This is a genomic window from Pleurocapsa minor HA4230-MV1 (assembly GCA_019359095.1).
In the GTDB taxonomy this organism is placed as follows: Bacteria; Cyanobacteriota; Cyanobacteriia; order Cyanobacteriales; family Xenococcaceae; genus Waterburya; species Waterburya minor.
Map to the genome: position 1 here is coordinate 1 of JAHHHZ010000024.1, position 23,953 is coordinate 23,953.

Consider the following 23,953-nt stretch of genomic DNA (forward strand, 5'->3'; position numbering starts at 1 on the left):
GTGATTCAAACCTGCCGTTTTCAGGGTCGCTCTGTGATGAATTTTTTCACTCAAGCTTTATTGGCAACCATCGGTGTTATTGATCGCCCTTCTTTAATCCCTCAACTTAGTACCTGAATTCTTACCATTTTTTCTATAATCTCGTCGTGATGATTCCCATGATGATTGCTTTGACTAAAAATAAATTTAATTCTGGGGTTTCATCATATATCTAAGAGAATGCTGGTAGCTGATAGCTGATAGCTGATAGCTACAAAAAGCTAAGCTACACAACTTAGAAACTTTCCCAGTTGTGTAAGATAAACAAAGCTCATCCATCAGGCAAGTTAAATGATTCAAGGAGAAACCATTGTAGCGATCGCCACTGCCGTATTACCCCAACAAGGCAGCGTGGGCATTGTACGCCTATCAGGTATCAAATCTTTGGCGATCGCTAAATCCTTATTTCACTCGACGGGGAAGCAGGAATGGTCATCTCATCGCATTCTTTATGGTCATATTCGCGATCCCCAAACCAAACAGATAGTAGATGAAGCACTGCTAATGTTAATGTTGCAACCTCGTTCTTTTACCCGTGAGGATGTCGTAGAATTTCACTGTCATGGCGGAATTATGGCGGTGCAAGAGGTTTTACAGCTATGTGTGGCTCAAGGAGCAAGATTAGCCCAACCAGGAGAGTTTAGTCTCAGAGCTTTTCTCAACGGCAGAATTGATTTAACTCAGGCTGAAAGTATTGCTGAACTAGTATCAGCCCAATCGAAAAAGGCCTCCCAGATAGCTTTAGCAGGTTTGCAGGGTAAATTAGGCAGTCCCATTCGGGATCTCAGAACAACTTGTTTAGATATCTTGGCAGAAGTAGAAGCCCGCATCGACTTTGCTGACGATCTTCCTCCACTGAATGAAGCCCAAATCGAACAGCAACTAGAGAATGTTTTGGCTCAAGTAAATCAGATCTTAGCAACAGCAGAACAGGGTGAATTGCTGAGAAATGGTTTAAAAGTGGCGATCGTTGGCTGCCCTAACGTGGGTAAGTCCAGTTTACTCAACGCCTGGAGCAAAAGCGATCGCGCCATTGTCACCGACTTACCAGGAACAACCCGCGATGTGATCGAGTCGACTCTAGTAGTTGGTGGGATTCCTATTCAGGTACTGGATACCGCAGGAATTAGGGAGACTACTGATACTGTAGAAAAAATTGGTGTAGAGCGATCGCGCAATGCGGCCAAAGATGCTGATTTAGTTCTCTTGACAGTCGATGCTTCTTTAGGTTGGACAGATCGGGATGGGGAGATATATGAGCAGGTTAAAGATAGACCTTTAATTCTGGTGATCAATAAAGCGGATCTAGCTTCACCTGAATCTTTAGATTGTCCCCAGGACATGGCATACAAGGTTTATACCAGTGCTACCCATCATCAGGGTATCACCGACCTAGAGACGGCAATTATCGCCTTGGCTCATCAGGGAAAAGTAATGGCAGCTAACCCAGAGGTAGCAGTAAATCAAAGACAGGCATCAGCCTTAACTAGAGCCAGAGTAGCGCTACAACAGGTACAGGAAACCATCTCTAATCAACTGCCCTTAGACTTTTGGACAATTGACCTTAGGGAGGCAATTCAAGCATTAGGAGAGATTACGGGAGAAGAAGTTACCGAATCTGTACTAGATCGCATCTTCAGCCGTTTTTGCATCGGTAAATAAAATAGTTAACTTTAAATTATCTACCTTTACCTAACAGTACTACTCTTAAGGTTTTAAAAGCGATCGCCAAATCCATCAATAAAGAATAGTTCTTGATGTAGTAAAGATCGTAAGCCACTTTTTGATAGGCATCTTCAACTGAAGCACCATAAGGATAACAAACCTGCGCCCAGCCAGTAATTCCAGGCTTAACTAAGTAGCGGACATCATAATAAGGAATTTGTTCTCTTAGCTGCATATCGAATTCAGGTCGCTCAGGACGAGGCCCAACTAGACTCATTTCCCCTTTAAAGACATTCCAAAGCTGAGGCAATTCATCAATTCTCGTGAGGCGAATAAAAGAACCAATTTTAGTGATGCGAGGATCTTTTTCTTTTGCCCATTGAACTCCTTTCGACTCAGCATTTTGGCACATTGAGCGAAATTTGTACACACGAAACTTCTTGCCGTTTAAGCCAGTTCTCACTTGAGAATAGAAAATCGGGCCTGGACTACTGAACTTGATGGCGATCGCTGTAGGCAGGGTGATTGGTAGAGAAACAATAATCATTACCGCTGCCACCACAATATCAATTAACTGTTTTAATTTAGCTTTAATTCTGTTGTGTAAAATGTTGAACCCAGAAGTGAAAGCAAACCAGTCATCCTGAACGTATGCAGGAGGAATTTTTTGCCAAAATTGTTCACAGAAATCAGCAATACTATATACATAAACTCCTTGCAGTCTCATGTCCATCAAATCTCTAACCATTTGCTGGGATAAGCTTCTTTCCGCACCGTCAATGAGAATTCCTGACCAGTACTGCTGTTTCCAAGTAGAGCTGAGGCTACCAACTCGATCGACTACCGCTGTTCTTGCGCTGGATCTAGCAGGAGTATAAGAATCTTCACCAGCAAAATCGGCAAAAGAAACAAATTCAGCCTGAGAGTTTAATTTGCGGTGTTCTTTACCAAACTCGACAACTTTTTGATCATCACCTAGTACTAGAAATCGGCTAGATTGCTGATTTGCTTTGAGCCATCCATCAACAATTGCTCTGCTAACTACAGCCCAAATTAAAAATAAACCAACACTAATTAATAAGACACCCCTACCGACAATCGGCTCACTACCCCATAACCCTGTAATGTAAACCAGAGAAGTTACTGCTGTTACCGCAGCAATAATACCCAGTATTGCTCTTTCTGAGAGACGAACTCCTGAAACTTCCCGATTGAGCTTATAAGTATCGGTTAAATATAATCCAAATAAATACATAGCAATCAAAGCATAGAGAATTGGCATCCCTAAATCTAGAGGTTGTGAAACTCGTAGCCGAAGAGCTAGGTCAAAGCACAACAGTAAACCAAGGATATCTCCAATGACCAACAAGCAGACTATGATCATACGGGATGTATGACTATAGATTAATAGAGTCGATAAATACTTCGACGATTGCCTACTGTAAAACATAAATTTGGATTATTAAAAAAACTAGTTCAAGGGATTTTTATAATCTAATTCTACAGGAAAATTAGTATATTTACTGATTAAATATTACTAATTTATAACTATGACAAACAGTGATTTTACTTATTTACAGAAGTTGATAATGGGTTGCCATCTATTATTAAAAAGTCGGCTAAAAACTCGCTTAAATAAAACGCTTAAATAAATACACAAATCTTAAAATCCTGTTAAAATGATATACCTTGATACAAAGTACAACCTTTATATCAGATGCTAAATTAGTAAAGATGCACTAAAATCTGTTATCAATTGGCTAAAAAGCAAATTTAAAATATTTTTAGGTTTAGTTTTATTAATATAAAACTAATAGAAACTCATAGCTGAAAAGATTATAAGTAGATTGTTTTAAGTTATTTTTTAGATATTAAGCAAAACTAATATATATAATATTTAATCTGAGAAAACGAGAAAAAAATAAAAAAAAGAAATTAAAAACTCAAATAAATCATGCGATTTGATGATTTACATTTCCCGCATGACTATACGGGATAAATGATTACTGATGTTGGCCTCAAGAATATACTTTTGCGGTATTACTTACTTGATTAACGTCTTCATAGAAACTGGCGACAATCGCCAAAATCAACCACCAAACCGTGTTTATTTGAGGGCGATACCAAACTGTATCAACAAATCCGTGAAAAGCAAGGCTAACAGTGGCAGCGATCGCAGCAATTAGATACAGACCTCTTTTGTTTCTAGTTTGGCGCAGGCGAGATATCTGTTGTAGACCATGATTACAGGTAACAGTGACCAGCCACAAAAAGCAGCCAAAGCCAAGATAGCCCATCTCAACAATATGTTCTAGATAGACAGAATAGGCGCTTAAAGCAGGGTAGCGCGAGTTCATGTAGCGAGGATAAATTTGATTAAAAGCATCGTGTCCTGGCCCAATACCGATTACGGGATAATCTCTAATAATTTGAAAACAGGCTTCCCAGACATTAATCCGAAAATTATTACTACTGTCTTCTCGCCCAGCAAAAATGCTCATTAATCTCAAGCGTAAAGGTTCTAAAGTAATAAAGGCGATGATTAATAGTCCTGCTAAAGAGCCAAAGACCAACGGTAAAAGCCAAATTTGCCAGAATCGGGGCAGATACTCGCGCCACCAAGCGTAAAACAACAGTAATAATACGCCAATTAACACTGCCATTGCCAGCCAAGCACCACGACTATCGGTAAAATACAAACAAGCTGAATTTACCGCCGTCATAATTACCGCTAAGGTTTTTTGCACCCAACCCTGCCAGACAAAGATCGCAGCTAGACTCAAAGCGATCGCTGGCAATAAATAACCTCCCAGCAAATTAGGATTACCCAAATAGCTATACACCCTAGTATCATTAGCTAGAGGAGAATTAGGATCGTTCCAAGTTGCCAGTTGCTGTACGCCAAAAAACTCTTGACGCACACCATAGGAGCTAACCACTAGAGCAGTTAACAGATAGCTGGTGATGATCCAGTTAAATAGCTTGGGCGATCGCAATATTTGAGCAGCCAGGGCAAAGAGAATTAAATACAAAGTTAGCGTAACCCAACCATTGAAAGCAGCAGACTTGACTGGAGAAAAGGCAGTGGCAACCGTGGCGACACACCAATACAAGAAAACCAGAACATGTATCGGGGTGATTATGGCTCTTTGAGCTGCCGTGAGGGTATTAATAATCCAGTATCCAGCCACTGCAACCAACAGCAAGCCAATGAGAGATGTAGAAGTATAAGGAGCAAGTAAAAACACGATACTGATTAAAGCAGCACCGATGGCTTCAGACCACTGAAATAGCCAACTGCTCTGTCGCCAGTCTGAGAGCCAGCCAGAAAATCGAGAGAGATAACTTCCCTTGAGCCACTGATTTAACTGAGGTTTTGAGAGGGTGATGATTGACCAAGCCGATTTCATGGATTAGATAACTGAGTTCCAAATTGAACATTAATATCCTAAACCACGTTTTCTCGCAATCTCAAATTTAATTGCTTAACCGATGCTTAGATCAGAGTTTAGTTTAGGTTTGAACCGACTTAACCGACTTAGTGGGTGGAATTTGTAATACATAACGATAACCCGAACTAGGAGAACCCTGGACAATCACTCTTCCTCCGTGCATTTCTGTCAAATGACAGCAAAATAATAAACTCAAGAGATCGCGAGGAATTTTATCAGTATTCTTGTCTAAATTATTTTCATCGTTAATTACCATCATCAAAGCCGAAGAAGTCAAGATTGGGTGATTATGAGGAGTCATAATACCTCTCGATATTTGGCCGCTTTCAAAATTTTGATTAAAACCTAGTGCTTGAGTCACTCCATGACCATGGAGTTTGGTCTCGCCAAAATCATTTCCTAGCCAGGGATGAGAAATAGTAACGGCAATGTTTAAGGCTTGACTACGTTGAGAAACATGAATTTGGAGTTCGCCTCCAGGTTCTGACATGGCTAAAATGCTGGCGATCAGATAATAGAGAGCTTGGCGAATTTTATCTTTATCTAAAGTCCAAAGCCGATTTCCTGGCTCGATGGAAAATCTCAATGTCTGCTGGTATTGTTTAGATAGATCCTCCAGACTATTAATTACTTGCTGAGACAACATTTCAATATCTACGGTTGTCGGATTCAGCTCAGAACTGCGATCGTTTAAAACTCCCAGACTGACTATTTCATCAACTAAACCAATTAAATTTTGACCACTATCATGAATAATTTCTAAATACTCTTTCTGTTTAACTGTCAAAGGGCCGTATACTTCTCGGTGCAGTACACTAGCCATGCCAATGACCGAAGTTAGGGGGGTTTTTAGCTCTTGAGTTAACTGTGCCAGTAATTTGAGCTTAATCGGGCTAGTTCTGGTAGGGTCTAATCTCAATTCAGATTGTTCGATTACAGCTAGTTGCTCCCTTGACAGTGAAGCTTCAGTATTAGTACTCTGCCACAGAGGTTGTAGGGAGGAGCTGATTGATTTGCCTGATTGAGTTTGGAGCATTTGATTTCGTTCAAATTCTCCCAGACACCAACTAGCAAGTAACGCCAGGTGATCTATGTCTCGATCGTCAAACTCTCTTGTTACCCAATCCATTACTTCTAAAGTTCCAATACAAACCCCTGAAGCTGTAACTAAAGGAACTCCCAAATAGGCTTTGATGCCGTAATGCTGAGTGAGAATGCTATGGGTAAAAGTGGCATGATTAAAAGTGTTAGCAATCGATAGAGGCTGTTGGCTATCAATCACATAGGTACTAAAAGACTCTTGAAGCGATATTTTTCTTTGAGTAGCCAGTTGATTAGTTAAATCAATAGCTGATAAACCTACCGCTGACTTAAACCACAGTTCATCTTCCACAACCAAGCTTAAAATGCTGATTGGCGCATGGACAAAACTTGCTGCTTTTTGCGTAGTTTCTTCTAAAATTGGCACTGCTTGTTGAACCATCAAGCCAAGTTCATTGAGCGTAGCTAATCTCTGTTCTGTTCTGACGGTAGGAGTCAGACCATCTAAACGGCAAAAAAGCTGGTTTTTCGGTTTAGCCATATTGTTAACTGACAATCCTAAATCTACTGCTTCCACTGGCATCACTAATTTTTTAATAAAAGTTATTGTTTATTGATGCAGTAGCTAATTCTGCATATTTAAATTTTTATGCAGCATTACGCGATCGATTAATTCTGCTCTAACTTAAAATTACAGAGAAAAGAGTCGGCGCGTTTTTTAGCCTGCTGACTTTAAAGTTCCCGAAAAAGTAGCGAAACAAACATTCTGCGCCTAAAATATTAAATTGCTCTTATCTCAAAACAGCAATAAATCAAGAATTCAGACTCTTTTAACCGTATTTTGCTGAACAATTGCTCAATTTAATTTAAAAACCTTAATTATCTAAGATTTATTTAATCTTGCTTTGTCCAAGCTGGATGAGCAAAAATAGCATCAATTACCCTAACTCCCCGTAGCTGATTGGATAAAGGTAAGTGACCCTTTGGCGCGGATAAATCCCAGGTAAACTCTTGAGGATAACGAGTCCAAACGTTACCAGATTTCCAGTTGATTTTTGTCCATAATTTAGTAAAATCCTTGCCTACAGACAACCAAATACGTCTCTGTACCGAAAACCCGAATTTACCAGCGGAAGACATGAGCCAAAGTCGATCTAAAGTGATTAAATCAGCACTCGGCAGGTTAACGACTTCGGTAAAGTAAATCCACTTGCGTTCTACCGCAGCAGTCCCCGCTAATTCACACATTTTTTGCAAAGTTAACACATCAGCGTCCTGAAAATTTTGCTGTGCCAGTAACTGCTGTAATGGTCGATAGTCAACTTCTTGGGTCGATTCTAAAGGTACAACCCCAAGTGGAAAGTTCTGCTGCAAAAATTCTTGGATCTTGGGATTGGGATTAAGATACAGTGCGTGATATGCTTTGCCCAAGGCTAAGTTTTCTGACTGTTCTTGGGTATCAATCATCCACCCCATCAGAGTTTGTAGATCTGACTCAGATTCTAATAGTCGATCGACTATTTTTAATTGATTTTGTTCAGATTCTAAATATATTGAATGATTGATGCTGCTGATATTCTGCATGTAATCTTTTCCTACCGCGAAGTGCTTGTCTAATAAACAAACTTCAAGATTTTAACTAAACTTTGCACCAATGCTGACAAACTTCATAAGTGTTTGTACTCAGTCCTATTATGCAAATACTATCATGATTTTGTGGCAGAAAACGCCTCAAATTATATTTGAATTGGGATTGCGTTATTTCCAGCTTAATTAGCATGATTAAATTATCTAAATTACTCAGGTAAGCAATTCTCCTGAATGTGAGTAAGCTAAGCTTTTTCATACCCTTGCTCATAAGCAAAACGAACTAGCTGAGTGCGATTGCTTAAGTCAAGCTTGCTGAGAATATTACTGAGGTGGGTTTGAACGGTTCTGGGACTAATAAACAAACGATCGCTGATCTGCTTGTTAGTATAGCCCTGAATGGTTTCCCAAAAAACTCTCTCTTCTGCGGGAGTTAAGGGTAAGGGTTTAGTGGGAACTGGGATAGCACTCTCTTCAATAGGTACAGTAGTTTGGCTCTCTTGAGCATTATTATTAAAGATCGTATCTTTTAACTGTGGACTAGCCAACTGCTCAATTAAATGGACTATTTCAGCATGAACCCGTCGCGATCGCTCGATCAAGGCTTCAATGTTTGCCAGCAGTTCCTTCATTTCAAACGGCTTAGTGAGATAGTTATCTGCGCCAATAGTATGACCCTGAACGCGATCGTTAAGTTCATTCTTCGCTGAGAGAAAAATAAAGGGAATGAGCTTTCCTGATGGCTGCGATCGCAGTTGACGACAAAATTCAAACCCATCCATTTCAGGCATGGAAACATCGGAGACAATAATATCTGGTACATCTTGACTAAACCGAGCCAAAGCATCCTTGCCAGAACCAACAGAAATGACCTGATAGCCTCTCTGTTCTAAAGAATTGTGCAAAATTCTGCGCAAGGTTAAATCATCGTCTACTATCAGTATTTTTTTCATTTCGTCTGCTTAAAGTAACTAAATTCAAATCTTTGCTGCTTTTTATTTTTATTTATATTTATTATTCTGCCATCAGTCATAGCAAGAAGATAATTGAACATCTTGCTTAAGATTTAAATTTAAGTTTTGTCTGAGCAAATTTAGGATGAATTATTCTGTTACTGTCAATTCAAGGCTACTTAATTGTACTGTAGCTATATTCAGTTTGTTTTTGACTAGAGTTTTATGTACGAGAAACTTACCCCGCCAACTATCGGTTCCAAAATCACCTTTAAGGATGGCAAGCCTGTTGTTCCCGATGAGCCGATTATTCCTTTTATTCGTGGCGATGGGACTGGGGTTGATATTTGGCCTGCTACAGAAATGGTAATTAATGCTGCGGTAGCCGCTGCTTATGGTGGACAGCGTAAAATTAACTGGTTTAAAGTATATGCAGGAGATGAAGCCTGTGAGCTGTACGGCACTTATCAATACCTACCTCAAGATACCCTAGACGCGATTAAAGAATATGGCATAGCTATCAAAGGGCCTTTAACTACCCCTGTAGGTGGGGGAATTCGCTCTCTAAATGTGGCTTTACGTCAAATGTTTCAGCTTTATGCTTGTGTGCGTCCCTGTCGCTATTATCAAGGCACGCCTTCTCCCCATAAGTATCCTGAAAAACTAGAAGTGATTGTCTATCGCGAGAATACAGAAGACATTTACTTAGGAATTGAATGGAAACAAGGAGACGAAATTGGCAAGAAGCTGATTGACCTTCTAAATCAGGAGCTAATCCCCAGCACTCCCGAACATGGTACAAAACAAATTCCTCTAGATGCGGGAATCGGCATTAAACCCATTAGTAAAACTGCTTCTCAGCGTTTAGTTAGAAAAGCCATTCAACATGCATTAACTTTAGTGCCAGAAAAACAGCAGGTAACATTAGTTCATAAAGGCAACATTATGAAATATACCGAAGGTGCTTTTCGCGATTGGGGTTATGAACTGGTAAAAAGCGAATTTCGTGCTGAGTGCATCATTGAACGAGAATCTTGGATTTTAAGTAACAAAGAGGCTAATGCTCAACTGACGACGGAAGATAACGCTCGTCAAATAGATCCTGGATATGATGCTTTAACTGCCGAAAAACAAGCCCAAATTTGCCAAGAGGTAGAAGCTGTTTTAGCTGAGATTTGGGATACTCATGGTAAGGGCCAATGGAAAAATAAGGTGATGGTTAACGATCGCATTGCCGATAGCATCTTTCAGCAAATTCAAACCCGCCCTGACGAGTATTCGATCTTGGCAACGATGAATCTTAATGGGGACTATCTTTCTGATGCAGCAGCAGCAATCGTCGGTGGCTTAGGGATGAGTCCTGGGGCAAATATTGGTGACACCTGTGCTATTTTTGAAGCTACCCACGGCACAGCACCCAAACATGCAGGACTAGATCGGATTAATCCTGGTTCGGTTATTCTTTCAGGAGTCATGATGCTGGAGTTTATGGGTTGGCAAGAAGCTGCGGATCTGATCCAAACTGGCTTAGCTAAGGCGATCGCCAATCGAGAAGTAACTTATGATCTCGCGCGGTTAATGTCTCCTGCGGTAGATCCTCCTTTAAAATGTTCCGAGTTTGCTCAAGCAATTATCCAACACTTTGCTTAAGTCTAATTAATTCAATCCATCGCCCTCTCTCGCGGTCAAAGCAAAATCATAGTTTGTGGTTTTTGCTGCGATCGCCTTAATAGTTTAGATGTATAAGCTACTTCACGATAACTTTAGGATACATGCAGTATTATGTTTCTAAGCAAAAATAAGTTGTTTAAAATAAATTATTGTTACAAATCTTTTCCCTCGATCAAAATACCTGAGATTGTGGCACTAATAAACTCATGAGTACAAATCTTCTCGAAGTAAATAATGTCCATGCGGGATACGTCAAAGATCTCAATATTTTGCAAGGCATAAATTTTCGGATTGCTCCTGGAGAATTAGTTGCTGTTATTGGCCCTAACGGAGCAGGTAAATCTACTTTAGCCAAAGCTATTTTTGGTTTGCTGACTCCACAACAGGGAGAAATTATCTTCAAAGGCAAAAATATTGTGGGACTTAAATCAGACAAAATTGTCAAACAGGGAATGTGCTATGTACCCCAAATTACCAATGTTTTTGCTTCATTATCCATAGAAGAAAACCTGGAAATGGGAGCTTTTATTCGTAGTGGCTCACTCGATTCTCTTAAGCAAAAAATTTATACCATGTTTCCTAGATTAGGTTCTCGTCGTCGTCAAAAGGCGGGAACTTTATCGGGAGGAGAACGGCAGATGTTAGCCATGGGCAAAGCATTGATGCTAGAACCTGACTTACTGTTACTTGACGAACCTTCTGCTGCTTTATCTCCGCTCTTAGTTAACTCAGTTTTAGAACAAGTAAAAGCAATTAACCAAACAGGGACGGCAATTGTTTTAGTAGAACAAAATGCTAAGAAAGCTTTGGCAATGGCAGATCGCGCTTACGTACTAGAAAATGGTTGCGATCGCTTTGAAGGCAAAGGTATCGACCTGTTAAATGATCCCAAGGTAGGCTCACTATATCTGGGTGCAGCTTTTAAGTCCGACTAATAGCTATTGACTGAGAGCTTTGATCATCATTGAGTTTAGCGTCAGATTAATTTAAAATGATCTAGAGTGGCGCAATGAAAGTTTATATATTTTTATATCGTTGCTGAAAAACGGCAGATACTTCCCAGGTATTATAGGTAATGGCTTACGGGACGTGCCAAAACTTTTTATAGATTTGATTTAGTTAAACTTTAGGAGAAAAAATGGATTTTGTAACCAACATTTTTAGTGCTATTGGCGGTATTAACTTTACCGTAATTTTTCAACTACTATGTCTGGCTTTGATTGTAATTTCAGGCCCAGTAGTAATATTTTTGCTAGCTTTACGTGGTGGCGATCTCTAAAGAAATTTTTATAATATTTGATCTTGTTTGTCATGCTGCTCTTTTGGCTTTACCAGAGAGCAGTTTTGCTCATGGCTGTTCCAGAACAATTTCAATTTAAGATTGAATGGACGATCGAGCAAAATTAGCCCAAGCTGAAATTGCCGCTTTAAGAGTAGCTTATGAGCAGGCGATATACGAAGTTTATGATGGTCAAGAAACTATCCAGATCAATATTGGTCAAAATTGTCCGCCATTAGACTCCTTGATTGCTCAAAGCGATCGCTTTACTTGGGCATTAATTACCGCTGCCAATCCCTATTCACAGCCTCTCTCAGCGCGAGAAAATCAGCGACGCGATCAGAGATTAAGCAAATATCTAAAAGGGTTACAATTGCCTTTAATTCCCGCTATGGGTAAAGATCCAACTGGGGTCTGGACTCCAGAACCAAGCTGGTTAATTTTAGGTATTACTCGCCCCCAGGCAATCGCTATCGGTCAAAAATTTGAGCAGAATGCCATTGTTTATGGCGAGTTGAACCAAGCAGCCGAGCTTCAATGGCTCTAAATTAACCTCAGTTCGGGTTAAGAACATTAATCGGTGGGCTAGCCCTTCGGGTTCGGCATTCGCTCTTTGCTGGAAACCAACAAGTCCTAAAGGATTAGCCCTAAAGGATTAGGAGCTTCGCTCCGTCCGCCTGGAGGCGCGTCACCGCGATGCCTCACTATAAGCTTTTTAGATATTTTCTATTTTCGATGAAATTCTACCCTGAAGGAATAGCAAAAAAAGTTCGGCAACTTAACCATCTAGTTGATCGTCAAAAGAAACATTACTATCAACCACTATTAATATCATAAGTTTGTTACATACCTGATATGTTTCAGCAATTATCTAGCTTTTTGCAGCGTTATTATCATCATTTTGTCTACGGATTTGTGGCTTTGATCCTTAGCGTTAGTATTAGCCTGCTTAATGTGCAACCTAGTTTCGGTGTTTCTTGGCTTGATTTGATTATTCGTGGGGTTCAAGTTGTCCAGATCTCCAATATTTCCAAGACTCAAGAAGTAGAGTTAGGCACATCGATTAATCAAGAGTTAATTAACTCTGGTCAAGCAAAAATATACCGTAATCAATCAATTAACGATTACATCAATCAGATTGGTCAGCGACTAGCAAAAACTAGTCAGCGGTCAGATATACCTTACACTTTTCAAATAGTTGATGATAATGGCATTAATGCTTTTGCCACCATGGGTGGGTATGTCTACGTTAATAAAGGATTAATTGCAGCAGCAGATAATGAGGCAGAATTGGCTAGTGTAATTGGACATGAAATTGGACATATTGCAGCTCGTCACGGTATCGAACACATGCGTGATAGTGCTGTAGCACAAGGATTACTCTCCGCAGCAGGTTTAGACCGCAGTGATGCTGTACAAATTGGCGTAGAACTCGCTGTTAGTCGTCCTAATGGTCGCTCTGATGAATTAGAAGCCGATCGCTTTGGTTTAAATAACATGATCAAAGCAAACTATGCTCCTGCTGGTATCTTGGGCTTTATGCAAAAATTATTACAAGCAGGTGGCTCTACTCCTAGTTTTTTAAGTACTCATCCCGCTACTTCGGAACGGATTAAAATCTTGCAAGAGCAAATTAATCCTCAAACTGCCAATGTAGGAGATGGTTTAGATAGTCGAGCTTATAAAAGTCGCATCAGTTCTTTATAAATCAACAATTTGATGGATGCATGGTTAAAGCTCTTACGCCAACATAAAGCGATCGCTATAATTCGCTGTGATGATTTTAACTTAGCTTACAAAATGGCTCAGGCTGTAGCAGCAGCGGGAATGAACCTAATTGAAATTACTTGGAATAGCGATCGCCCTGCACAGTTAATTGCTCGACTAAGAAAGGATTTACCCCACTGCACGATTGGCACAGGAACTATTCTAGATGTTAACCAGTTAGCTACTGCTGTTGACGCGGGAGCGCAGTTTGCTTTCTCTCCTTGTTTTGATGCTCGACTGCTAGAAACTTGCTTATCTCGCTATGCAATTCCTTTTATACCTGGCGTATTTTCCCCTACAGAAGCTGTAAATGCTTGGCAACATGGCGCACAAGCGGTAAAAGTCTTTCCGATTAAATCTTTAGGTGGTGCGGAGTATGTAAAATGTCTGCAAGGACCTTTAGGTCATATTCCTTTGATTCCTACTGGTGGGGTTACTGTGGAAAATGCGGTCAAGATGATTGAAGCTGGAGCGATCGCTGTAGGTATTTCGAGTAATTTGTTTCCGACATCAGCGATCGCCAATCAACAATGGTCACAAATTACTGAGCGGACTAAAGTTATGCTCGATCAGTTACAAACAACTGAATTAAGTGAATCATAAATCTGTGCGCTCGCCACTGTAAATTAAAACTGTAAATTCCCACCTCAAGATTTAATCAAAGCGACATCGATGCGAGATTTTTTTGGTTGAGTAATTTCGGCTTTAATATCGGGGCCAAAAAACTTTTCAATTTGCTCATGTCTTTCCTGCCAATCTTCCAGGGAGAAAAAGGGTGAATAATATTCCATCAGCAGAGTATAAGCACCTTCTCTAGATTGCTCCTGAATACCTGACAAGATCGGTCTTTCTTCATCTGTAGGGCTAAGACCAAACTTGGCTAAACAATCGTCTAGATGAGCCTCTTGTCCATAACGAAAACGAGTTACATCTTTACGCAGTTGCTCTTGAGTTGGGGTTGCTTGCGATCGCAATTCTTTCACTTCAGGAGTAGTTGGTTGCGTATAGGGTACTGGCTTTAATTCTGATGCCTTAAGAGCTAAACCTCCCAATAAAAGGGGAATGCCATAAAAGAACCCTGCTAAATTCAGAGTATTCATCCCCACTGCATAAGCATAAAAGCCAACGATGGTTAAAATTCCTCCTACGGTTAAACCAACAGCAGCTAATGGTATTTTTCGCAACATATTTAAAAAATTGTTTATATTTATCGATATTGTCTATTCTAGAGCTAATGGATACTTGAAAAAAATAAAATTATCAGATTATGGACAAAGCAGATATTAAAGCCCGAATCGCTCAAATGAACTCAAAACGCGATTCTTTAGTGGAACTTTTGGAAAGACCAAACTTGGGAACATTAAGAATCGATGTCGATCAAGCTTTAGAAGAACTAGATGAATTGATTGAAGAATTTAATGAAACTTTTCCCGAAGAAAAGGTTTAATCTGTTTTAGTGGCGGTAGAGTTAACTATCGATTAATGTCAATGGAAATTTATCAAGCAACTATAGAACAATTAGATCATGTTGCTTTTCTCTTCAATCAATATCGTATCTTCTACCGCCAAGCAGGAGATTTAGAGTCCGCCCAAAAATTTATTCGACAACGTTTACAGCAGCAGGATGCAGTTATCTTGCTAGCGATGGAAAATGAGCAACCTGTTGGCTATACTCAGCTATTTCCTTCTTGGTCTTCTATCTCGATGCAGCGAGTCTGGATTCTCAATGATTTGTTTGTGCTGAGTGAAAAGAGAAATCAGGGCATCGCTAAAGCTTTAATGAACAAGGCTAAAGATCATGCTACATCAACCAATGCGGTACGGATGATCTTGGCAACGGAAGCAACCAACAAAATAGGTCAAAATCTTTACGAATCCATGGGTTATCGCCAGTTTGATGATTTTTATCACTATGTACTGTCGATTGACCCTTAGTTTTCTGCTCAATTGCTGTATATTTGGGCAAATAGTCACTAAACTATTAGAGGAAAACTAATCAAACTTGGATATTACAACCTACAAAGTGCCAATTTTTGCTAACTTCAGACTTAAGAAATGAATAACTATTGGCACAGTGAAATACTTTTTTCTGAGTGATGGCTGGACTTACGATCGGGTTTGGGAATTTGGCGGATTGTGGGATCAAGTTGATTGGGGACGCAAACCCGAAATTAAACCTCTTAATTGTGGAATCTTGCAGCAGCAAGAGATTCTCTGGCTTTATGCAGTGGAAGATGAGGTGATCATGGTCGAAGTAAAGCCCAAACAAGACCTTCAGGGATCTAACATTGGACAGGTAGTACTTAAAAGATTAATTAGCGCCGAACAGGTAATTGAAATCTTGCACCAGGCTGAATCAGTTTTTAATGCCACAACGGGCAGTATAGCTACTCAATCATAAATAAAGAATGGTAATCTTGTAACAAAATTTAACTTTTGTCGATAACATGAGATAAATCTTGCAATAGTTTCTAACAATAGTTACACTTCTTTAAATAGCAGTAATTTCCAGGAACTCCTGAATTAGCAATTAGCCCAATTTTTACAACCACTACTAGTAGATTTTCTGTAGAAAGGTACTGATTGTGGCGAACATACAAATTACAAAATAAGAGTCAACTTTAGCATTACTATCTTAGTTAGTGATGTTGACCAATATTATTTGGTCTTACTAAACAAATTATTTAATCAATAGGAGGGGCGTAGTCTATGGGACTACCTTGGTATCGAGTTCATACAGTCGTCCTGAATGATCCAGGCAGACTAATATCAGTCCACTTAATGCACACTGCTTTAGTAGCAGGTTGGGCAGGTTCAATGGCTTTATTTGAGCTAGCAACCTTTGACCCTAGCGATGCTGTCTTAAATCCCATGTGGCGACAAGGTATGTTTGTACTGCCTTTCATGGCCCGTTTGGGTGTTGACACCTCTTGGGGTGGTTGGAGTGTGACTGGTGAAACTGGTGCAAGTGCTGGTTTTTGGTCGTTTGAAGGTGTAGCGATCGCTCACATCGTGCTTTCTGGCTTACTGTTCTTAGCAGCAGTATGGCATTGGGTATATTGGGATTTAGAATTATTTGTCGATCCTCGTACTGGTCAGCCAGCTTTGGATTTACCAAAAATGTTTGGGATTCATTTATTCTTATCTGGTCTACTTTGTTTCGGTTTTGGAGCCTTCCACCTTACAGGCCTATGGGGCCCTGGAATGTGGGTTTCAGATGCCTATGGCGTGACGGGTCATGTCCAAGGTGTTGCGCCAGAATGGGGCCCAGCAGGGTTTAATCCCTTTAATCCTGGCGGTGTTGTAGCTCACCATATTGCTGCTGGTGTAGTTGGTATTATTGCTGGTTTATTCCACCTCAGTGTCCGTCCTCCAGAAAGACTATACAAAGCGTTGAGAATGGGGAACATCGAAACTGTTCTCTCTAGCAGTATTGCTGCGGTTTTCTTTGCTGCTTTTGTCGTTACAGGAACTATGTGGTACGGTAATGCTACAACTCCTGTAGAATTATTCGGGCCTACTCGTTACCAATGGGATCAGGGTTATTTCCAACAAGAAATCCAGCGTCGTGTAGAAACTGCTATGGACGATGGTTTAACTCGTTCCGAAGCTTGGTCGACAATCCCTGAAAAACTAGCCTTTTATGACTATGTAGGTAACAGTCCCGCCAAAGGTGGTTTGTTCCGTACAGGCTCAATGGATAGCGGTGATGGTATTGCTCAAGAATGGTTGGGACACGCAGTATTTACTGATGCTGAAGGTCGTGAATTAAATGTCCGTCGGATGCCTAACTTCTTTGAGACTTTCCCTGTTATTTTGACTGATGCTGATGGCGTCGTTCGCGCCGATATTCCTTTCCGTCGTGCAGAATCTAAACTCAGTGTTGAACAAAGCGGTGTAAAAGTTGCCTTTTATGGTGGTGCATTGGACGGTCAAACCTTTGATGATCCTGCTACTGTTAAAAAATATGCTCGTAAAGCTCAGTTAGGAGAAGCGTTCGATTTTGACACTGAAACTTTAAATTCTGATGGTGTATTCCGCACTAGTCCTCGTGGTTGGTTTACCTTTGGTCATGCTGTGTTTGCACTCTTCTTTTTCTTTGGTCATATTTGGCATGGTTCTCGTACACTGTACCGAGACGTATTTGCTGGAGTTGACCCCGACCTAGAAGAAGAACAGGTAGAGTGGGGCTTCTATCAGAAAGTGGGTGATAAATCTACTCGTGCTACAAAAGGAGCATAATAGAGGTTAGCTAGCTGTTTTAAAGCTGAAAATTTCAGGGAAGACAAATTATTTATTTGATCCCCTTCCCTGAAATCATTTAGACAAAGTAGCTGAAACAACTTCAGTTATTTTATTGGTAAAATATTAAGTAAGATACTTTAGGAATTTTAATCATGGAAGCTGTTGCATACATTTTAGTTTTAGCTATGGCAATTTCGGTTCTTTTCTTTGCGATCGCTTTTCGCGAACCACCCCGCATTGAAAAATAAGCTGGCGCAAAACGTTAAGTATTATTAAGAACTCTCCACTTCTGGGTCTTTTTTAATTATGGTCTGTTGCAAGACAAACTATGATGTTAAAAATGGCTCAGATTTGTTGTTTATAAACACAATTTATTGTCAACAAGCATAATACTTAAAAAAATCAATGCACTGCCCCAATTGCCAACATACAGAGAGTAGAGTACTAGAATCTCGTTCTACGGAAAGTGGGCAAAGTATTCGTCGCCGCCGAGAATGTTTAAATTGTAAACAGCGTTTTACAACTTACGAGAGAATCGAACTAATTCCCATTACCGTGATTAAAAGAGATGGTAGTAGAGAACCTTTTGATCGAGGGAAGTTGCTACGTGGAGTCTTAAGAGCTTGTGAAAAAACTCAAGTTTCTTATCAAAAAGCGGAAGTAATCATTGATAATATCGAAGCTAAACTCCATCAAAATCCAGGCAAAGAATTTTGCAGTAGCGAAATTGGGGAATTAGTTTTGCATAATTTACGCTACGAAAACGAAGTAGCCTATATCCGTTTTGCCTCTGTTTATCGAAAATTTCAGGGAATCAAAGATTTCGTCGAAACTTTAAATCATTTGCAAAATGAAAATGCTCAAGATTCTCATTTTCAAACCTGGAATAATTCTCAAAGTCCAGGTTCGTCTACAGCAACTGCTAACTGTATTTCTCAATAGATGATTAAAGTATTGATACCTATACGCAAGTTAAAAAAAAATTTTTACGGTCAGCGCGATAAAAAGTTACAATGGTATAATGCTATCTTGCCATCAACACAGAAGCGTTCCAGTAGCAGAGTGCTTGGTCAAGATGTTTTATGACATCTGACTTATTCTTAGTTGCTCGAATATCTATCTAATGTAGGTGTAGACTGCACGATAAATAGGTGAGTGTACATTAAGCAGGAGGCTCATCCCATCAAAAAAGCAAGGAAACAACACAAGGACATCTAATCCATATGGTCAATCAGCAAGCAAATAGTACTAAAGATATTGGTTTTACTCACGAAGATTTCGCTGCACTCCTAGACAAATACGATTATCACTTCAGTCCAGGGGATATAGTTGCAGGAACAGTTTTCAGTATGGAACCAAGAGGAGCTTTGATTGACATTGGTGCCAAAACTGCTGCTTATATCCCAATTCAGGAGATGTCGATTAATCGAGTCGATAACCCCACTGAAGTCCTTCAGGCGGATGAAACTAGAGAATTTTTCATTTTAACTGATGAAAACGAAGATGGGCAGTTAACCCTGTCAATTAGACGCATTGAGTACATGCGCGCTTGGGAGAGAGTTAGACAGCTACAGCAAGAGGATGCTACTGTTCGTTCCAACGTTTTTGCTACTAACCGTGGTGGTGCTTTAGTCAGAATTGAAGGATTAAGAGGATTTATTCCTGGTTCGCATATCAGCGCTAGAGAAGCAAAAGAAGATTTAGTCGGGGAAGATTTACCGCTCAAATTCCTAGAAGTTGACGAAGAGCGGAATCGACTAGTTTTAAGTCATCGTCGTGCCTTAGTAGAGCGCAAGATGAACGGTTTAGAAGTCGGTCAAGTAGTCAGAGGTTCTGTACGCGGTATCAAGCCTTACGGTGCGTTTATTGACATTGGTGGAGTTAGTGGACTCCTCCATATTTCTGAAATATCTCACGATCATATCGATACACCTCATAGTGTATTTGGCGTAAATGACGAATTGAAAGTAATGATTATCGACCTAGATGCAGAAAGAGGTCGGATTTCACTTTCTACGAAGCAGCTAGAGCCAGAACCAGGTGATATGCTCAAAAACAGAGATATAGTATTTGAGAAAGCTGAAGAGATGGCGGAAAAATATCGTCAAAAACTGTTAGCCGAAGCTGAAGGTATTACTTTAGAAGAAATAGACGAAGAAGCAGTAACCGCAGAGGAAGCAGTAGAGGCTGAAGAAACTGTAGCAGCAGAGGAAGCAGTAGAAGAACCTGCCGAAGAACTTACTGATGAAACAGACGAACCCATAGCTGAAGATCCATCAGAAGAAATGGTAGGAGCAGCATCGGAAGAATAGAGTTCAGTTATTAGTTAAACGACATTTTGTTGATAATGCTATAGAGGGGGTTTAACTCTCTCTATTTTTTTTGTTTAATTACTTAATTGGAGAAAAACTTTGTCCATCGCGATGCCTTCGGCTAGTTTCACAATCGCCTGTGAAGATATGAGATTTGATAATATAACGGCCGTTATCTTTGATAAAGACGGCACTTTAGAAAATTCTGGAGCATATTGGCGCTTAGTTGGCTCTGAACGAGCGCGTTTAATCGACGCTCAAATACCAGGGGTAGGTGAGCCTCTAATGATGGCGTTTGGGATTGTAGATGATATCTTAGACCCTCAAGGCTTAATGGCAGTAGGCAGTTACGACGAGAATGAAATTGCAGCTGCTGCTTATATTGCCGAAACTGGTAGAAGTTGGTGTGAATCGAGAAAAATTGCCCAGGCTGCTTTTAATGAGGTGGCTGAGTCAAAATACCTAATTAAAACAGCTAAATTAGCTCCTTTATATAATGATGTCAGAGAAACACTACAATCGCTGACCAGCAAAGGATTAAAAATCGGTATTCTATCTGCTGACTCAACTAGTGCGGTAGAAAACTTTGTCAGCAATCACCAACTACATAGTTATATTCAACTTTGTCTAGGGGCAAACAAAGAAATAACTAAGCCAGACCCCAGGCTTTTTCGGCAAGCTTGTGAGGCTTTAAAAGTCAATCCAGAGCAAACCTTGATGATCGGAGATGCTTCGGTCGATATGATGATGGCAAAAGGCGCAAAAGCCGCGGGCGCAATTGGGATCTGTCGTCATCAAAATTTGCGAATAGATTTAGCAGACATCCAAATTGACACGTTAAACAAAATTCAAGCTTTGTAATTCTTAAAATAACCTGTATTATGTTCAGGGTAAGCGCAAGAATTAATAAACTGAGAGAGTTTTTAGTATTATTAACAATAATTCTCGTAATACTGGGGATTGAGGCTCAGTATTACCATAATTCAGCCTACATAGCATGTTTTGACTCAATTTTTCTGGCGCTTACCCTGGTATTATGTTGCTTAACGATTATAATGCTTGGTTTGTATTGATCGCTTCGTTTGACAAAGTTTCTTAGAGGATTGAAAAAAATTGTCTAGTAATTATTTATTCACTTCCGAATCAGTTACAGAAGGACATCCAGATAAAATCTGTGACCAAATCTCTGACGCTATTCTAGATGCTATCTTAGCTCAGGATCCGTCCAGTCGCGTGGCAGCCGAAGTGGTTGTGAACACTGGTTTAGTTTTGGTTACAGGAGAGATTACAACCAAAGCTCAAATCAATTATGTAGATTTAGTTAGAAGCAAGATTGCTGAAATTGGCTACACTCACGCCGAAAATGGCTTTTGTGCTAATAGCTGCTCCGTATTGGTTGCGCTTGATGAGCAGTCTCCCGATATTTCGCAAGGTGTCACTTCTGCCCAAGAACAAAGAGAAGAACTTAGTGACAGTGAGCTTGACCAAATTGGTGCTGGCGACCAAGGGTTAATGTTTGGTTATGCCTGTAACGAAACTCCAGAGTTGATGCCGATGCCTATTAGTCTGGCACATCGTATTTCTCGTCGCTTGGCCGAAGTACGTAAGCAAGGAGATTTAACCTATTTACGTCCTGACGGTAAGACTCAGGTTTCAGTTCAGTATGAAGATGGCAAGCCAGTAGGAATTGATACTATTTTAGTCTCAACGCAACATACAGAGACTATTGGTAATTTGTCTGATAATACTGCTATTCAAAAAAAGATTAAAGACGATCTTTGGTCGGCGGTAGTTCAACCTGTGTTTACCAATCTTGATTTAAAGCCCAACGACCATACTCGTTTTCTAGTCAATCCTACAGGTAAATTTGTTGTCGGTGGCCCTCAAGGGGATTCTGGATTAACTGGACGTAAAATTATTGTTGATACCTACGGTGGCTATTCTCGCCATGGTGGCGGTGCTTTTTCGGGCAAAGACCCCACAAAAGTCGATCGCAGTGCTTCTTATGCTTGTCGTTATGTTGCTAGCAATATTGTGGCAGCAGGTTTAGCCGATAAATGCGAAGTACAGGTAAGTTATGCGATCGGTGTTGCTCGTCCTGTTAGTATCTTTATTGAGACTTTTGGTACAGCTAAGATTGCTGAGGACAGTTTATTAGAGTTAGTTAAACAGCATTTTGAGTTGCGCCCTGCTGGTATTATCCAAACTCTTAATTTACGCAATTTACCCCAAGAAAGAGGTGGGCGTTTTTATCAAGACGTAGCTGCCTATGGCCATTTTGGTCGCACAGATTTAGATTTATCTTGGGAAAAAACAGATAAAGTAGCGCTTTTGAAAGATTTTGCGCTATCTAAAAGTGCAGGTTAATAATTGCTGTTTCGTCGCTAGAAAATAGCTGGATATTTGGTCGAGAAATTGAGAAATTTAATCATCTCGAATTTCTTAGAGAGAATATCTGAAAAACTATTTTCTAGCGATTTTTTTAGTTTTTTTGTCCACTGATACTTAAGTTAAGGTCAGGGGTTTTAAGTTTTTGAAGCTAGCTGGTTAGGCTTTTTTAGCATGATGTTTTGCCCATGCTTCGATGGAAACGGGTACAATTGGCTCAATTAACTCGACGATCGCACTTGCATAAGCCCCAATCTCGGTTTGCGCCCCCGCGCCTAGCCGTAAGCTAATAAAGTTAAGCAATGCCTGTAAAGAAACTGTCCAAACCCAGGAAGTATATACAGAAGGAGCTAGAACACCTCTAGCCTGTTCTCTCCCAACCCCTAGTTCTAGTAGTTGACTATAGGCTTGATAGCTATTTTCACATTGCTGTTGATAAATGGCGATCGCTTTATGATTTAATTCTGCATCCAAACTACCTACAGTTGCCTGTTTATTATTTTTGGACTGTTGCCTAAAGGTAGGAGGAATATAAAACTCGTTGCTGTCATCAATAGCTACATAGCGAAAACTTTTCTCATTCCAGCCTAGTTGTTCTTCGTTGTGGTTGCTGGCTATAACATGTTTCCACCACTGTCTACAGATATAAAGGGGTGCTTTTACCTTGAACTTAAATACCACTCCGCGAAATGGTGAAGTATGTTCATGTTTAATTAAATAACTTATCAACCTAAGATCTTTTTCGTCTAACTCAGCAGAACTTTTGTCAAACGACGCTCTAGCATCATTAACTATGCTTAAATCACTACCCATTGAATCGATTAATTCAATTCTACTTTTGCCATCGTTTAAAGGATCTTTGTCGCCCATTTTTTTTGCTTTTGATGTTGATATTTGTGCCGAATAAACTATCTGCTTAAACCTTGGGTAAGGTAACGCCCGATCCTTGATGCTGATATTTACCACCGCGATCGGCATAGGTAGTGTCACAAGCTTCTCCTTCAAAGAATAATAGCTGCACTACTCCTTCATTAGCGTAAATTTTTACATCAGCACTCGAAGCATTACTAAATTCTAAAGTAATACTCTCTCCCTGCCAGGAAGCTTCTAGGGGAGTTGTATTGGCAATTACACCTACGCGAGCATAAGTTGATTTTCCTAAGCAAATAGCAGTAACGTTGGCTGGCATTTTGATACTTTCTAAAGATGCCCCTAAGCCATAACTATTGGCGGGAATAATAAAGTATGATGAGCCATCTTCATCGCTGTGTAACTCAGCTTGTTCTAAGTTTTTCGGGTTAAACTTTTTGGGATCGATGACAGTGCCAGGAATATGTTTGAAAATTCTAAAATCGTGAGGAGACAAGCGAATATCATAGCCATAAGAACTCAGACCCCAGCTAATGGTAGGTATTGATTGCTTTGCACCTAATACAGCTTTTCTAACTGATTTTTCTTCAAAAGGTACAATCATACCTTGTTGTGCCTGTTCGACAATCCATTTATCGTTTTTTAACATAGGTATAATCTTTGGTGCTTTGTAGGTGAATAAAA

The 23,953-nt window shown here is 40.0% G+C and carries 24 protein-coding genes; 16 read left to right on the plus strand and 8 right to left on the minus strand.

Translation table 11 applies throughout. The features are described 5' to 3' along the window. The first annotated feature begins 330 nt into the window (after positions 1–330). Complete coding sequence (gene mnmE, locus KME09_15315; protein ID MBW4535303.1) at positions 331–1,701, plus strand: tRNA uridine-5-carboxymethylaminomethyl(34) synthesis GTPase MnmE; 1,371 nt, start codon at positions 331–333, stop codon at positions 1,699–1,701. A 16-nt stretch (positions 1,702–1,717) separates the two neighbouring features. Here the strand turns inward: mnmE and KME09_15320 are convergent, their stop codons facing one another. From KME09_15320 to KME09_15340, 5 genes are all read right to left on the minus strand, one after another. Next, entirely contained in the window at positions 1,718–3,088 is a 1,371-nt protein-coding gene (locus KME09_15320; protein MBW4535304.1) for a sugar transferase, read from the minus strand. Between the two features lie 634 nt (positions 3,089–3,722). Beyond that, entirely contained in the window at positions 3,723–5,114 is a 1,392-nt protein-coding gene (locus KME09_15325; GenBank protein ID MBW4535305.1) for an IctB family putative bicarbonate transporter, read from the minus strand. 103 nt (positions 5,115–5,217) lie between these two features. Next, on the minus strand, positions 5,218–6,738 hold the full coding sequence (locus tag KME09_15330; GenBank protein MBW4535306.1) for a GAF domain-containing protein: 1,521 nt from the start codon (positions 6,736–6,738) through the stop codon (positions 5,218–5,220). Between the two features lie 353 nt (positions 6,739–7,091). Then, entirely contained in the window at positions 7,092–7,781 is a 690-nt protein-coding gene (locus tag KME09_15335) for a GUN4 domain-containing protein (GenBank protein MBW4535307.1), read from the minus strand. A 248-nt stretch (positions 7,782–8,029) separates the two neighbouring features. After that, a complete protein-coding gene (locus KME09_15340; GenBank protein ID MBW4535308.1) occupies positions 8,030–8,737 on the minus strand; it encodes a response regulator transcription factor in 708 nt (235 codons plus the stop codon). Positions 8,738–8,962: 225 nt separating this feature from the next. Between KME09_15340 and KME09_15345 the strand changes: the two genes are divergently transcribed. From KME09_15345 to KME09_15370, 6 genes are all read left to right on the plus strand, one after another. Continuing rightward, positions 8,963–10,387, plus strand: coding sequence for an NADP-dependent isocitrate dehydrogenase (locus tag KME09_15345; protein MBW4535309.1), 1,425 nt, complete (start codon positions 8,963–8,965; stop codon positions 10,385–10,387). A 227-nt stretch (positions 10,388–10,614) separates the two neighbouring features. Next, positions 10,615–11,343: an ABC transporter ATP-binding protein gene (locus KME09_15350; protein ID MBW4535310.1), complete on the plus strand. Its 729-nt coding sequence runs from the start codon at positions 10,615–10,617 to the stop codon at positions 11,341–11,343. 203 nt (positions 11,344–11,546) lie between these two features. Then, positions 11,547–11,687, plus strand: a complete 141-nt coding sequence (locus tag KME09_15355; protein ID MBW4535311.1) for a photosystem II reaction center protein Ycf12 — start codon at positions 11,547–11,549, stop codon at positions 11,685–11,687. Between the two features lie 106 nt (positions 11,688–11,793). Then, positions 11,794–12,234, plus strand: a complete 441-nt coding sequence (locus tag KME09_15360; GenBank protein MBW4535312.1) for a DUF3293 domain-containing protein — start codon at positions 11,794–11,796, stop codon at positions 12,232–12,234. Positions 12,235–12,542: 308 nt separating this feature from the next. Continuing rightward, positions 12,543–13,394: a M48 family metalloprotease gene (locus KME09_15365; GenBank protein MBW4535313.1), complete on the plus strand. Its 852-nt coding sequence runs from the start codon at positions 12,543–12,545 to the stop codon at positions 13,392–13,394. A gap of 12 nt (positions 13,395–13,406) precedes the next feature. Further along, positions 13,407–14,057 (plus strand): bifunctional 4-hydroxy-2-oxoglutarate aldolase/2-dehydro-3-deoxy-phosphogluconate aldolase, encoded by a 651-nt coding sequence (locus KME09_15370; GenBank protein ID MBW4535314.1) that lies wholly within the window; start codon positions 13,407–13,409, stop codon positions 14,055–14,057. A gap of 44 nt (positions 14,058–14,101) precedes the next feature. On the opposite strand, the gene KME09_15375 is transcribed toward KME09_15370, so the two are convergent. Next, positions 14,102–14,641, minus strand: coding sequence for a DUF2854 domain-containing protein (locus KME09_15375; GenBank protein ID MBW4535315.1), 540 nt, complete (start codon positions 14,639–14,641; stop codon positions 14,102–14,104). 80 nt (positions 14,642–14,721) lie between these two features. Here KME09_15375 and KME09_15380 point away from each other — a divergent pair, with 80 nt between their 5' ends. From KME09_15380 to metK, 9 genes are all read left to right on the plus strand, one after another. After that, entirely contained in the window at positions 14,722–14,901 is a 180-nt protein-coding gene (locus KME09_15380; GenBank protein ID MBW4535316.1) for a hypothetical protein, read from the plus strand. A 41-nt stretch (positions 14,902–14,942) separates the two neighbouring features. After that, a complete protein-coding gene (locus KME09_15385; protein ID MBW4535317.1) occupies positions 14,943–15,389 on the plus strand; it encodes a GNAT family N-acetyltransferase in 447 nt (148 codons plus the stop codon). Between the two features lie 139 nt (positions 15,390–15,528). Next, positions 15,529–15,855: a hypothetical protein gene (locus KME09_15390; GenBank protein MBW4535318.1), complete on the plus strand. Its 327-nt coding sequence runs from the start codon at positions 15,529–15,531 to the stop codon at positions 15,853–15,855. A 308-nt stretch (positions 15,856–16,163) separates the two neighbouring features. Next, complete coding sequence (gene psbB, locus KME09_15395; protein ID MBW4535319.1) at positions 16,164–17,696, plus strand: photosystem II chlorophyll-binding protein CP47; 1,533 nt, start codon at positions 16,164–16,166, stop codon at positions 17,694–17,696. Positions 17,697–17,851: 155 nt separating this feature from the next. Next, positions 17,852–17,947, plus strand: coding sequence for a photosystem II reaction center protein T (locus KME09_15400; protein ID MBW4535320.1), 96 nt, complete (start codon positions 17,852–17,854; stop codon positions 17,945–17,947). Positions 17,948–18,104: 157 nt separating this feature from the next. Then, positions 18,105–18,641: a transcriptional regulator NrdR gene (gene nrdR / locus KME09_15405; protein ID MBW4535321.1), complete on the plus strand. Its 537-nt coding sequence runs from the start codon at positions 18,105–18,107 to the stop codon at positions 18,639–18,641. 281 nt (positions 18,642–18,922) lie between these two features. Then, positions 18,923–20,011, plus strand: coding sequence for a 30S ribosomal protein S1 (locus KME09_15410; protein ID MBW4535322.1), 1,089 nt, complete (start codon positions 18,923–18,925; stop codon positions 20,009–20,011). A gap of 111 nt (positions 20,012–20,122) precedes the next feature. Next, positions 20,123–20,872: an HAD-IA family hydrolase gene (locus tag KME09_15415; protein MBW4535323.1), complete on the plus strand. Its 750-nt coding sequence runs from the start codon at positions 20,123–20,125 to the stop codon at positions 20,870–20,872. A gap of 252 nt (positions 20,873–21,124) precedes the next feature. Further along, positions 21,125–22,378 (plus strand): methionine adenosyltransferase, encoded by a 1,254-nt coding sequence (gene metK, locus KME09_15420; protein MBW4535324.1) that lies wholly within the window; start codon positions 21,125–21,127, stop codon positions 22,376–22,378. A gap of 180 nt (positions 22,379–22,558) precedes the next feature. Here metK and thyX read toward each other — a convergent pair whose 3' ends face one another. Beyond that, positions 22,559–23,269 (minus strand): FAD-dependent thymidylate synthase, encoded by a 711-nt coding sequence (gene thyX, locus KME09_15425; GenBank protein ID MBW4535325.1) that lies wholly within the window; start codon positions 23,267–23,269, stop codon positions 22,559–22,561. A 46-nt stretch (positions 23,270–23,315) separates the two neighbouring features. After that, positions 23,316–23,918, minus strand: coding sequence for a dCTP deaminase (locus tag KME09_15430; GenBank protein MBW4535326.1), 603 nt, complete (start codon positions 23,916–23,918; stop codon positions 23,316–23,318). Positions 23,919–23,953: the final 35 nt, after the last annotated feature.